Origin of the sequence: Winogradskyella sp. 4-2091 (assembly GCF_045765065.1) — a bacterium.
GTDB lineage: Bacteria > Bacteroidota > Bacteroidia > Flavobacteriales > Flavobacteriaceae > Winogradskyella.
The window spans coordinates 125,621-138,096 of the sequence record NZ_JBJKOD010000001.1; the positions used below are offsets into that span (position 1 = coordinate 125,621).

13 protein-coding genes are annotated in these 12,476 nt (G+C 31.5%); all 13 read left to right on the forward strand.

All coding sequences use genetic code 11. The features are described from left to right. The first annotated feature begins 5 nt into the window (after window positions 1-5). Window positions 6-857 (forward strand): prephenate dehydrogenase, encoded by an 852-nt coding sequence (locus tag ACJBCC_RS00530; RefSeq protein WP_299098939.1) that lies wholly within the window; start codon window positions 6-8, stop codon window positions 855-857. 86 nt (window positions 858-943) lie between these two features. Then, window positions 944-2,026 (forward strand): chorismate mutase, encoded by a 1,083-nt coding sequence (locus tag ACJBCC_RS00535; RefSeq protein ID WP_407556114.1) that lies wholly within the window; start codon window positions 944-946, stop codon window positions 2,024-2,026. Between the two features lie 150 nt (window positions 2,027-2,176). Then, window positions 2,177-2,806 (forward strand): carboxypeptidase-like regulatory domain-containing protein, encoded by a 630-nt coding sequence (locus ACJBCC_RS00540; protein WP_299098943.1) that lies wholly within the window; start codon window positions 2,177-2,179, stop codon window positions 2,804-2,806. A 63-nt stretch (window positions 2,807-2,869) separates the two neighbouring features. Beyond that, on the forward strand, window positions 2,870-3,820 hold the full coding sequence (rsgA, locus tag ACJBCC_RS00545; RefSeq protein WP_299099678.1) for a ribosome small subunit-dependent GTPase A: 951 nt from the start codon (window positions 2,870-2,872) through the stop codon (window positions 3,818-3,820). Beyond that, window positions 3,817-4,149, forward strand: coding sequence for a hypothetical protein (locus ACJBCC_RS00550; protein WP_299098945.1), 333 nt, complete (start codon window positions 3,817-3,819; stop codon window positions 4,147-4,149). The genes rsgA and ACJBCC_RS00550 overlap by 4 nt, the downstream gene beginning before the upstream one ends. A 5-nt stretch (window positions 4,150-4,154) precedes the next feature. Further along, window positions 4,155-4,607: a D-aminoacyl-tRNA deacylase gene (gene dtd, locus ACJBCC_RS00555; RefSeq protein ID WP_299098947.1), complete on the forward strand. Its 453-nt coding sequence runs from the start codon at window positions 4,155-4,157 to the stop codon at window positions 4,605-4,607. Further along, window positions 4,607-5,125, forward strand: coding sequence for a metal-dependent hydrolase (locus ACJBCC_RS00560; RefSeq protein ID WP_299098949.1), 519 nt, complete (start codon window positions 4,607-4,609; stop codon window positions 5,123-5,125). The genes dtd and ACJBCC_RS00560 overlap by 1 nt, the downstream gene beginning before the upstream one ends. 129 nt (window positions 5,126-5,254) lie before the next feature. Next, complete coding sequence (locus ACJBCC_RS00565) at window positions 5,255-7,159, forward strand: DUF3857 domain-containing protein (protein ID WP_407556115.1); 1,905 nt, start codon at window positions 5,255-5,257, stop codon at window positions 7,157-7,159. Between the two features lie 55 nt (window positions 7,160-7,214). Next, on the forward strand, window positions 7,215-9,164 hold the full coding sequence (locus ACJBCC_RS00570; protein ID WP_299098954.1) for a DUF3857 domain-containing protein: 1,950 nt from the start codon (window positions 7,215-7,217) through the stop codon (window positions 9,162-9,164). Between the two features lie 2 nt (window positions 9,165-9,166). Next, on the forward strand, window positions 9,167-9,493 hold the full coding sequence (locus tag ACJBCC_RS00575) for a nucleotide pyrophosphohydrolase (RefSeq protein ID WP_299098956.1): 327 nt from the start codon (window positions 9,167-9,169) through the stop codon (window positions 9,491-9,493). Between the two features lie 12 nt (window positions 9,494-9,505). Next, the gene (locus ACJBCC_RS00580; RefSeq protein ID WP_407556116.1) at window positions 9,506-9,823 is read left to right on the forward strand and encodes a hypothetical protein; all 318 of its coding nucleotides are present in this window, start codon (window positions 9,506-9,508) and stop codon (window positions 9,821-9,823) included. A 179-nt stretch (window positions 9,824-10,002) separates the two neighbouring features. Then, complete coding sequence (locus ACJBCC_RS00585; protein WP_407556117.1) at window positions 10,003-11,229, forward strand: 3-phosphoshikimate 1-carboxyvinyltransferase; 1,227 nt, start codon at window positions 10,003-10,005, stop codon at window positions 11,227-11,229. A gap of 149 nt (window positions 11,230-11,378) precedes the next feature. Next, entirely contained in the window at window positions 11,379-12,428 is a 1,050-nt protein-coding gene (gene queA / locus ACJBCC_RS00590; protein ID WP_299098963.1) for a tRNA preQ1(34) S-adenosylmethionine ribosyltransferase-isomerase QueA, read from the forward strand. The last annotated feature ends 48 nt before the right edge of the window (window positions 12,429-12,476 follow it).

The window sequence follows — 12,476 nt, forward strand, 5'->3', positions numbered from 1 at the left end:
TTAAAATGAATAATATTTTTATCATAGGAGTCGGGTTAATTGGCGGAAGCTTTGCTTTGGATATCAAGAAATTGAATCCCGAAAGTACCATATACGGAATTGACAAAAGTGAAGCGCATTTAGAAGAAGCAATGGCACTTAAAGTAATTGATAAAACGGCTCAATTTGAAGATTTGCAGCATGCCGATTTGGTAATATTATCAATACCAGTTGATGCAGCTATTAATGTTTTACCAAAAGTGTTAGATCATGTCTCTGATAACGCTATTGTGTTTGATGTCGGATCTACCAAAGAAGATATTTGTGCTAAAGTAAAAAACCATCCGAAAAGAAGAAATTATCTAGCAGTGCATCCTATTGCTGGTACAGAGCATTCTGGTCCAAAAGCAGCACTGCATGGCTTGTATAAAAACAAAACGAATATTATTTGTGAGGTTGAAGACACCGCGTTTAAGCTTCAAGAAAAAGCATTAAAGTTGTTTTTAGATTTAGGTATGAGAATACGCTATATGAATCCTAAAGCACACGATAAACATATTGCTTACGTCTCTCATTTATCTCACATAAGTGCCTTTATGCTTGGTAAAACAGTTATTGATAAAGAGAAAAACGAACGCGATATTTTTGATATGGCTGGCAGTGGGTTTGAAAGCACAGTACGTTTGGCAAAAAGTTCGCCAGCCATGTGGACACCAATTTTTCAGCAGAATAAGGCTAATGTTATTGAAACATTAGAGGAGTTTATTTCAAATTTAAACCACTTTAAAAAATTGATGCAAGACGATGATTTTGAGTCAGTTTATAACGAAATGGAATCTACAAATTATATAAAAGACATATTAAACGGAATTAAATAATTAAAAAAACACTAATTGATTATTAGGCTAAAAAAGTAAAACCTGATAAAAAAAGCAATTAAAACTTAGTAAAAACTAATAGCAAAATGGAAAACAAGAAAGAAATGAGAACATGGTTGGATGATATGAAATTAGATCATCCACTAGTAATAGCAGGACCATGTAGTGCAGAGACAGAAGAGCAAGTATTAAAAATAGCACACCAGCTAAAAGATACAGACGTTAATTATTATAGAGCAGGTATTTGGAAACCAAGAACAAGACCAGGAAATTTTGAAGGTGTTGGTGTTTTAGGTTTAAAATGGTTACAAAAAGTAAAGGAAGAAACAGGAATGAAAACCTGTACGGAAGTTGCCAATGCTGCCCACGTAAAATTAGCTTTAGAGCACGACGTAGATTTATTATGGATTGGTGCACGTTCTACTGTAAGTCCATTTATAATGCAAGAAATTGCAGATGCTTTGCAAGGTACTGATAAAATTGTATTGGTTAAAAATCCGGTAAATCCAGATTTATCTTTATGGTTAGGTGGTATTGAGAGATTGTACACTGCTGGTATCAAAAACTTAGGAGCTATCCACAGAGGATTCTCAACGTACGAGAAAACGAAATATAGAAATATTCCAGAATGGCAATTAGCTATTGAGTTTCAAAACAAGTTTCCAGATCTACCATTAATCAACGATCCTTCTCATATTACAGGAAATAGAGATATGATTTTTGATGTATCTCAAACAGCATTAGATCTTAATTTTGATGGTTTAATGATTGAAACACATTTTGATCCAGAAAATGCTTGGAGTGATGCTGCGCAGCAAGTGACGCCAAGTAGCTTAGTGCAGATTATGAATGATTTAAAAATCAGAAAAGAAACAGATTCTGAAGCTGCTTATAATTCTGAATTAAATAATTTGAGAGCTCAGATTGATGTTGTAGATAACCAGGTTTTAGATCTATTAGGTAAGCGGATGAAAGTTGCTGAAGGTATAGGCGCTCTTAAAAAGCAAAAGAATGTTGCCGTGTTACAAAGTAAACGCTGGAACGAGATTTTAGGTAAAATGGTTTTAGAAGGTGAAGAAAGAGGTTTGAGCGAAGAATTTATTTTACGCATGTTTAAAGCTGTGCATCAAGAATCAATTAACCGTCAAGAAAAGATTATAAACGGCTAATTAAATTTAGTGATTATTTATAAAGGCTCGCCATTGGCGAGCCTTTTTTATGAGGAGCGTTTACTCACTGAAAAGGAGCATTCACGTATTGTTGGTTTTTAAAAATAGAGTTTCAAGCTAAGTTTGAGGTATGAACCAAAACCAATAACCATGAAAAAAATGACTTTATTTACCGTTGTGCTTTGTTTTAACTTAGTAGCCATGGCGCAAATTTCAATTACAGGAATTGTAACTAATGATTCTATTCCACTTGAATCCGCTAACATTTTTATTAAAAGTTCTCTCAAAGGCATTGCAACTGATAGTATTGGCGAATTTAAACTCCAAGCTAAAAAAGGAGATACCTTATCTATTTCATATTTAGGCTACAAAACCAAAGAGGTGGTTTTAGATAAAACTCATAACTTAGATATAAAACTTGAAGAGGATAGTTTTGATGAGGTTGTAGTGATAGCTTATGGAAATCAAACGTGTACAACATTATGCTGTGGAGGTATAAGAATATGTGAGACTCATATAGAAAGTAAATCAAATAATAAAAACAAATTCTTTCCAAATCCGTCATCTAACGGTATATTTCAATTGCAATTAAATGAAAATTATGATAACGTTGAGATTTCAATAGCAAATATGTCTGGAAGAATTATTCAAAATTCAATTCATCAAAAATTAGATAAAAATGTTGAGATAGACTTGTCACAATACCAATCAGGAATCTACATTATAAATATTATTGCAGATGGAAATCGTTTAGAACCGATTAAAGCGGTTAGAGGATAAAAAGTAGACCTAATTATTCGGCCTTTTTTGTTCCATTAAACAATAATGACCATCTTTGTAGTAATGACAGGAACAGTATATAAATCTACAGGAAGTTGGTACACCGTAAAAACCATGAATGGAAAATTCTATGAATGTAGAATAAAAGGCCGTTTTAGGTTAGAAGGAATTAAAAGTACAAATCCTATTGCTGTAGGCGATGTTGTAGAGTTTCAGCTCGAAACTAAAAACAATACTGAAACAGGTGTCATTAACCGCATTGAAGAACGTAAAAATTACATTGTACGTAAGTCTGTAAATTTATCTAAGCAAACCCATATTATTGCTTCTAATATTGACCAAGTGTTTTTGTTGGTCACTATAGATAATCCACCAACATTTACAACCTTTATAGACCGGTTTTTAGTTACAGCAGAGGCATACTCTATTAACACCGTTTTGTTATTTAATAAGGTAGATACTTATGATGAAGAAACAATGTTAGAGGTAAAGTATCTGGCAAGTATCTACAGAAAAATAGGCTATGAGTGTATTGGTATTTCAGCAGCCACAGGGAAAAATATAGATAAGGTAAAAACCATTATGGAAGGCAAAGTAAGCATGTTTGCAGGCCATTCTGGTGTGGGTAAATCTACTTTAGTCAATGCTATAGAACCATCTTTAGATTTAAAGACAAAAGCAATTTCTACGCAACATAGTCAAGGGCAACATACCACTACTTTTGCAGAAATGTTCGATTTAAGTTTCGATGCTAAAATTATAGATACACCTGGTATTAAGGGTTTTGGTGTTGTAGATATGGAAAAAGAAGAAGTTGGTGATTATTTCCCTGAATTTTTTGCTCTAAAACAAGATTGTAAGTTTAACAATTGTATTCACTTTAACGAGCCAAAATGCGCCGTAAAAGATGCTTTAGAAGCTAATGAAATTTCGTATTCGAGATACAAGAGTTATGTTCAGATTTTAGAAGGCGAAGATGAACATTACAGAACAGATAATTATGATAACGAATGAAATGTATTGTTACATTAGTTATAGGAATGTTTTTAATTTCATGTGGATTAGATGAGCCTTATTTCATGTCGGTAAAAATCACAAATTGTGACATAGTTGTAATAAATGAATCTTTTATGGAATTGTCTGCTCAAGCATTACAGTCTGAGATTTATAGGAAAACTAAGGGTTTGGATTCATTACAACTCTCTAAGTTTTTCGTAAAGTTAAGTATATCGCCTAATACACCAATGGAAAAAGTATCACTAGTTAAAAGTGAACTTCAAAAAGCGAATATTTTAAAAATTAGGTTCTACGAGATTGAAAATGTAATTTGTGGAGGATTATAGATAATATGAAAATAGTTATTCAAAGAGTATCAGAAGCTAGTGTTACTATTGAAGGTAATAAAGTCGCAGAAATAGGTAAAGGGCTTTTAGTTCTGCTTGGTATTGTAAATGAAGATACACAAGAAGATATCAGTTGGCTTTGTAATAAAATAATAAACCTGCGTATTTTTCCAGATGAAAATGGTGTGATGAATACATCACTTAAAGCGTCTCATGGCGATGTTATTTTGGTAAGCCAGTTTACACTGCATGCAAGTACAAAAAAAGGAAATCGTCCAAGTTATATTAAAGCGGCCAAACCAGATGTTGCCATTCCTCTCTACGAAAAATTTAAAGAGACGCTTCAACTTGCTTTAGAAAAACCAATACAAACTGGTGTGTTTGGTGCAGATATGAAAGTGAGGTTGCTCAATGATGGTCCCGTAACCATAATAATTGATTCTAAAAATAAAGAATAATGGCCTCAGTTTTTGGTCATGGTTTTCTAGCCTTTACAATTGCAAAAGTTTTAGATTCAAAATCTAATAAATTACTTTTATTTTTAGCAATAGGTTCTGCTGTGTTGCCAGATTTAGATGTTTTAACGTTCAGTTTTAATATTAGCTATGCAGATCCATTTGGCCATAGAGGTTTTACACATTCTGTCTTATTTGCTCTAATTTGGAGTCTAATTTTGGCGTTCATATTTGGGAAATCTAGAAAGCTGATATTTACAATAGTCTTATTTTTAGCTACTATTTCTCATGGTGTTTTAGATGCTATGACAACAGGAGGTAAAGGTGTTGGTTTTTTTATTCCTTTTGATAATACAAGATATTTCTTTCCATTTAGGCCTATAAAAGTTTCTCCTATTGGTGTAGAAAAGTTTTTATCTGAATGGGGAATTAATGTTATTTTAAGCGAGTTTAAATATATTGCGTTACCATGTTTGGTTGTCTTAATTGTAATTTCCGCGAGTAGAAAAATAAATTTTTAGTTTACGTTTCAAAATCAATTCTGTAGATCGTCGAAAAAAAAATATTTCGTAGGAATTTTATGATAAAAATTATTGCTAGAAATAAATTAACTTTCTATATTGTAGCACCTAACAAATTTATTATCAAGTATGCCGCAATTAAAATCTACGCTTTTATTCTCTTTTTTAATTCTTTCATTTTTTAGTTTTTCTCAATCAGCCGACGTTTATAATGCGCTTTTAGTTCCTACGGAGTTAAAAGAAAAGGCTAATGCTGTTGTAAGATTTGAGAAGAAAACAGTTGAAATCTTAAGTTTAGATAGAATAAAAGTGACTACCAAACGTATTACAACAGTTTACAATAAATACGGGAAAAAACACATAAATGCAGTAGAATATTATGATAGCCATAGAGATGTACAGGCAATGGAAGCACGTGTTTATGATGCTTTAGGAGAAGAAATAAAAAAAATAAAAAAGAGAGATTTTGTAGATGTTAGTGCAGTAAGTGATTTTTCTATTTATGAAGATGATCGCGTAAAATATCTAGAGTATATTCCTCTAAACTATCCATATACAGTAGAGTATACTTCGGAGGTGGTACATAAGAGTTCAGCCTTTTTTCCAGGCTGGTATCCTATAGATGGTTATTATGTAAGTGTTCAACATTCTGATTATGAAATTATTAATTCAGCAGGTATAGATTTGAAATCCAAACAAATAAAATTTGGTGATTATAAAATAAAAGAAATTTCAGAAAATCATTTTGTTGCTGAAGATATCAACGGCATTAAGTACGAAGCCTACACGCCAGATTTTCAAAATATGATTCCCCATTATAAAGTGGCTCTTAAAAATTTTGAGATGGTTGGTGTTGAAGGGTCCAATGAAAATTGGAGTGATTTTGGTAAATGGATGTATGATAAACTATTAACTGGTACAGATTACATTCCTGAAGAAACCAAAGCACATGCAAAAAAAATAACGGAAGGTGTAGACGATAAAATAGAGCGTGCAAAAATTATCTACAAGTACATGCAAGATAAAACACGTTACATTAGTATACAAGTTGGTATTGGTGGATGGAAACCAATGTTGGCAAATGATGTAGATAAGTTAGGTTATGCAGATTGTAAAGGTTTAACCAATTATACTAAAGCATTGTTAGAGGCTGTAGATGTTCCGTCTTATTACACGGTCGTTTATGGTGGGCGAAGCCTTAGAGATATTGATAGTAAATTTTCTTCAGTTGAAGGGAACCATGTTATTCTTTGTGTGCCTAATGAAGACGAAAACATTTTTTTAGAGTGCACCAGTCAAACTAATCCATTTGGCTTTACTGCAGGTTTTACAGATGATAGAGATGTTTTATTGGTTAAGCCAGAAGGTGGCGAAATTGTGCATACAAAAATATATAATGCAGATGATAGTGTGCAAAACACAACGGCTAACGTAATTATGGATGCTTCAGGCAGCTTCACTGCAGATGTAAATATTGTAACTACAGGTTTTCAGTATGACATTCATCAAGGTATAGAAAATAATACAGAACGTGATCAACATCTTCACTATAAAGATTATTGGGATAATATTAATAATTTAACTATTGATAATATTAATATTTCTAATGATAAGGATGCTATAGTTTATAAGGAAGCAGTAAAAATGTCTTCTAGTAATTATGCCTCAAAAAGTGGAACGCGACTTATTTTTCAGCCTAATTTGTTTAATAAAGTAACTGATATTCCACCTAGATATACTGAGCGAAAATTAGAGTTTAAAATTGATAGGGCTTTTAAGGATACAGATGAATTTATAATTCAATTACCAGAAGGGTTAAAGGTAGAAGCCATGACAGATGCTAAAGAGATAACAACCAAATTTGGAAGTTATAGTTTTAAAATCGAAGTCTTAGAAGGAAACAAATTGAAATATACTAGACAATATATGTTGTTAAAAGGAAACTATCCTAAAGAAGAATACAAAGCCTTTAGAAGCTTTAGAAAACAAATTGTGAAATACGACAAAAGTAAAGTAGTGCTAGTGCAATCATAAATATTCTTCAAAATACCCAATTACTAAATTAATCCAAACTTTAAAATCATTTTTAATGAAACAGCTATTAATTTTAACTGCAGTTATTTTAGGCTTTAGCCTCAACGCTCAAAATTTTGATTTTGGCAAAATTTCAAAAGCAGAATTACAAGAAAAATTTCATCCTAAAGATTCGGCGGCATCTGCAGCAATCTTATATCGAAGTGAAAAAATAGATTTTTATTTTGTACAAGGGCAAGGTTTTATGCAGAGTCGTAAAGTACACGAACGCATTAAAATTTATAATAAGGACGGTTTTGACTTCGCAACGGAAAAAGTGTACTTGTATAGTGGCACAAGTCAAAAAGAGAAGTTAACAGGTCTAAAGGGTGTGTCTTATAACCTTGTAAATGGAAAAATTGAAAAGGATAAATTAAAAAGTGATGGTCAATTTTCAGAAGAATATACCGAATATACAGATATAAACTCTTTCACTTTACCAAATGTTAAAGAAGGTACGGTTATAGAATATAAGTATACTATTACATCACCTAGGTTTAGTATTGATGATGTTATATTTCAATATAATATTCCGGTAAATAGATTAGAGGTTAGAATAGCAACACCAGAATACTACATTTATAACAAACAATTAAATTTTCAGGCGGCTTACTTGCCTAAGGTGGTAGAAACAAGTAAAAATACAACAGTCCCATTTAGTTATAAAATTGATATTTCTACAATTAATGAATTTGATATTCCGGCATTACGAAAGGAGGCTTATTCTGGTAATATGAACAATTACCGAAGCAAAATGGCAATTGAACTTACAGCGTATTTAAATGCCGATAAAATAATAGAAAAAACACTTTCTACCTCATGGGAGAAGGTATCAGAAATTATATACGATAGTGAAAACTTTGGAGGTCAATTAGGTAAGTTTAATATTTATAAGGATGATCTTGAAGCTGTTTTAACAGGCGTGGATGATGATTTTGAAAAAGCCTTTTTAGTTGAAAAATTAGTGAAATCTAAAGTAAAGTGGAATGGACGCTATGGTAAATATGCCCAAAATGGAGTTAGAACAGCTTACAAAAATGGAGAAGGGAATGATGCTGATATTAATTTAATGATCGTTTCAATGCTTCGCTCAAAAGGAGTGAATGCAAACCCGGTTGTCTTAAGTACTAGAAATAATGGTGTTCCGCTATTTCCATCTCGAGAAGGTTTTAATTATGTCATCTGCAGTGTAATAAAAGGTGATCAACTTATGCTAATAGATGCAACAGAACAATATAGTACTAATAATATCTTACCACAACGTGTTTTAAATTGGCAAGGAAGATTAATTAAGGATAAAAATAATTCTCAATGGATTGACCTAAAACCGCGTAAAGTATCTGTAGAATCAACAATGTTGAATGCTACTATAGATGAAGATTTCACTGTTACTGGTAAAGTGTCTAAACAATTAACAAATTATAATGCCTTCTATTATAGAAATAAGTATGCAACTATGACCACTGAAGATCACATAAAATCTTTAGAAAATAATAAAGGCGCCATTGAAATAAGTGAATTAAATGTAGAGAACATAAAAAATGCAAGCCAACCCGTTAAATTAAAATACGTTTATGAAATTTCAGATGGAATAGATGAAGTAGGCGATAAGGTTTATTTTTCTCCATTATTATTTTTAGCCATAAAAGAAAACCCTTTTAAATTAGAGGAACGTCAGTATCCTATTGATTTTGTAATTCCACATGAAGATAAATATCTAGTTAATATAAAATTGCCAGATGGCTATGTTATTGAGTCATTGCCAAAATCTGAAGGACTAGCGTTTAAGGATGCTAACGTAAAATTTACTTACCTTTTAAAACAAAATGGAAATTATTTGCAATTAAAAGCAGAATTAAACATTATTAATCCCTTAATTTTGGCAGAAGACTATAAGGATTTTAAAGCCTTTTATAGTAAAATAGTGGAAAAACATGTTGAGCAAGTAGTACTAACTAAAGGATAGATATGGATATTAAAAATGCACAGAAAGAAGTAGATAACTGGATAAAGGATCATGGTGTACGCTATTTTAACGAACTTACCAATATGGCTCAGTTAACCGAAGAGGTTGGCGAAGTAGCCCGTATTATCGCGAGGCGCTATGGAGAACAAAGTGAAAAGGAAAGCGACAAAAACAAAGATTTAGGCGAAGAACTCTCTGATGTGATGTTTGTGGTATTATGCTTAGCGAACCAAACAGGTATAGATCTACAAGATGCATTTGATAAAAAGATGGATAAAAAGACTAAGCGAGATCATGATCGTCACCATAATAATGAGAAACTAAAATAAACCTAAAATACCATGCTCATCTATGCTGTAGTATTAATCATCGTAGTGGCTATAATTAATGGTTATGTTTATGTCCGAAAAAACAAATTAAAGGATAAAACGAATCTAGAAAATCATAGGCAAAAATTTTTAAGATCAGATTCATTAAATGACATTAATGGAATAGATTTTTATGGTAATAAATTAATTTATAATAAATATCTTAGGATAGAACAATTAGATGTCATCTCTAAAGTAGCTAATTCTAAAGTGAACAACTATCCAAAGTTGAATAAATTAAAAGAAGCAGCATTTAATAAGCAATTATATTATAAGCGTCAATTAGCTTAAACAGTACTTTGTCTATGTACAGAGAAGGTCGCAGAATACTAGGAGTAATTAATTTTTATAATTTACATTAGAGGTTCTTCATTTACTAATTGTAATTCTTTACACTTTTATTATCTTGGCGCTTTATTAGGGAAATCGATAGATTTTCTCTGTACCATTTTATAAGCAAACATCTTTTTATGGACATTAGTATCCAATTATCAAAGTTAGAAAATCATAAAAGCGTTCAAATAACAGGATCAAAAAGCGAATCAAATCGTTTATTGTTGTTACAAGCATTGTATCCACAAATTGAAATTAAAAATGTTTCAAATTCGGATGATTCTGTACTCATGCAAAAGGCTTTAGGATCAAAAGAAAGTTTAATTGATATTCATCATGCTGGCACAGCAATGCGATTTCTAACGGCTTATTTTTCTATTCAAAATGATAGAGAAGTTACAATTACTGGGTCTAAACGAATGAAAGAACGACCAATAGGTATTTTGGTTGACGCCTTAAAAACTTTAGGAGCAGATATTTCTTATTTAGAAAACGATGGTTATCCTCCTTTAAAAATTACAGGAAAAAAGTTAACGGTAAACAAAGTTACTTTAGAAGCAAATGTAAGTAGTCAATATATTTCAGCACTGCTTCTAATAGCTTCAAAATTAGACAATGGATTAGAATTAACATTGAAAGGAGAAATTACATCAGTTCCTTATATAAAAATGACTTTAGCGTTGTTGGCATCTATAGGTATTGATACAACTTTTAATGGTAATGTCATAACTGTAAAAACAGCAACCAAAAAGATTGAAAAGCAAACATTAGTTGTAGAATCAGATTGGTCTTCGGCATCTTATTTCTATAGTTTAATTGCATTAAGTGATGTTGGTACTGAAATTTCAATTGCATCTTATAAAAAGGAAAGTTTACAAGGAGACTCTGTTTTGGCATCTATTTATAAGAGTTTTGGTGTTGTTACGACTTACAAAGAGCATAAAATAACATTAGAAAAAACGGATGTAATAGATCAAAAAGCATTAACCGAACTAGATTTAAGAAATGCGCCAGATATTGCACAAACAATAGCAGCTACAGCATTTGGTTTAGGCTTAGAATGCTATATGGTTGGTTTGCATACTCTAAAAATTAAGGAAACAGATCGTTTAGTAGCCTTAAAAACAGAAATTGAAAAATTAGGAGGCGAAGTAATGATCACAGATGCTTCTTTGCATTTAAAACCTTCAAATACTATCCTTTCTAATGTTACTATATCAACGTATAACGACCATAGAATGGCAATGGCATTTGCACCATTAGGTTTAAAAACAGATATAAATATTGAAAATGCAGATGTAGTTAGTAAGTCTTATCCTCAATTTTGGGAAGATTTTAAAGCGATTGGTTTTCAATTAAAATAGTTAATTAATAGTTTTAATTACAGGTTTATCCTTTATTCGTTTATATAAATAAATTCAATTAGGCTTTATAATTTAAAATAAACAGTCATTTACTTGACAAGGCCTATGTTGAGATTGTATATTTGCAATTCGTAAAAAAAATAAAATACATGAAATTATCACACTTTAGTTTTGACCTTCCAGACGAATTACTTGCCGAGCATCCTGCAGAACACAGAGATGAGTCGCGATTAATGGTACTTAACAGAGAAAAACAAACTATAGAACACAAGCTTTTTAAAGATATTATAGATTATTTTGATGAAGGTGATGTGATGATTATGAATGACACTAAAGTTTTTCCTGCACGACTATATGGAAATAAAGAAAAAACAGGAGCACGTATAGAAGTGTTTTTATTACGTGAGTTAAATCAAGAACAACGCCTTTGGGATGTATTAGTAGATCCTGCTCGTAAAATTAGAATAGGAAATAAATTATATTTTGGTGACGATGAAACCTTAGTTGCTGAGGTAATTGATAATACAACGTCTAGAGGTAGAACGTTACGTTTTCTTTATGACGGTTCTTATATTGATTTTAGAGCAAAATTAACGCAGTTAGGTGAAACACCTTTACCAAAGTATATTAATAGAGAGGTTGAGCCAGAAGATGAAGAGCGATACCAAACTATCTATGCTAAAAACGAAGGTGCAGTAGCAGCACCAACAGCTGGTTTACACTTTTCTAAACATTTATTAAAACGATTAGAAATTAAAGGTGTAGAAACTGCTGAGGTAACTTTACATGTTGGTTTAGGTACTTTTAACCCTGTTGAAGTAGAAGATTTATCTAAGCATAAAATGGATAGTGAAGAAATTATCATAACTAAACAAGCTGCAGATATTGTAAATAAAGGTATAGAGAATAAAAGACGTGTTTGTGCAGTTGGTACAACATCTATGCGTACAGTAGAGAGTTCAGTGTCTTCTAACGGAAGATTAAATGAATTTGAAGGATGGACAAATAAATTTATTTTTCCTCCTTATGATTTTAGTATAGCTAATTGCATGATTACTAATTTTCATACGCCTAAGTCAACATTATTAATGATGACTTCTGCTTTTGCTGGTCATGATTTTATGAAAAAAGCTTATGAAGAAGCCGTTAAAGAAAAATATAAATTCTATTCTTATGGTGATGCAATGTTAATCATCTAAGTAAAATTAATATTAATAAAAAAAGCCTCTTAATTGAGGCTTTTTTTA

Coding starts and splice junctions, on each gene's coding strand:
- ACJBCC_RS00540 (WP_299098943.1), top strand. CDS start 2,177: ATGAAAAAAATGACTTTATTTACCGTTGTGCTTTGTTTTAACTTAGTA.
- queA (WP_299098963.1), top strand. CDS start 11,379: ATGAAATTATCACACTTTAGTTTTGACCTTCCAGACGAATTACTTGCC.
- dtd (WP_299098947.1), top strand. CDS start 4,155: ATGAAAATAGTTATTCAAAGAGTATCAGAAGCTAGTGTTACTATTGAA.
- ACJBCC_RS00535 (WP_407556114.1), top strand. CDS start 944: ATGGAAAACAAGAAAGAAATGAGAACATGGTTGGATGATATGAAATTA.
- ACJBCC_RS00585 (WP_407556117.1), top strand. CDS start 10,003: ATGGACATTAGTATCCAATTATCAAAGTTAGAAAATCATAAAAGCGTT.
- ACJBCC_RS00575 (WP_299098956.1), top strand. CDS start 9,167: ATGGATATTAAAAATGCACAGAAAGAAGTAGATAACTGGATAAAGGAT.
- ACJBCC_RS00580 (WP_407556116.1), top strand. CDS start 9,506: ATGCTCATCTATGCTGTAGTATTAATCATCGTAGTGGCTATAATTAAT.
- ACJBCC_RS00560 (WP_299098949.1), top strand. CDS start 4,607: ATGGCCTCAGTTTTTGGTCATGGTTTTCTAGCCTTTACAATTGCAAAA.
- ACJBCC_RS00550 (WP_299098945.1), top strand. CDS start 3,817: ATGAAATGTATTGTTACATTAGTTATAGGAATGTTTTTAATTTCATGT.
- ACJBCC_RS00570 (WP_299098954.1), top strand. CDS start 7,215: ATGAAACAGCTATTAATTTTAACTGCAGTTATTTTAGGCTTTAGCCTC.
- ACJBCC_RS00565 (WP_407556115.1), top strand. CDS start 5,255: ATGCCGCAATTAAAATCTACGCTTTTATTCTCTTTTTTAATTCTTTCA.
- rsgA (WP_299099678.1), top strand. CDS start 2,870: ATGACAGGAACAGTATATAAATCTACAGGAAGTTGGTACACCGTAAAA.
- ACJBCC_RS00530 (WP_299098939.1), top strand. CDS start 6: ATGAATAATATTTTTATCATAGGAGTCGGGTTAATTGGCGGAAGCTTT.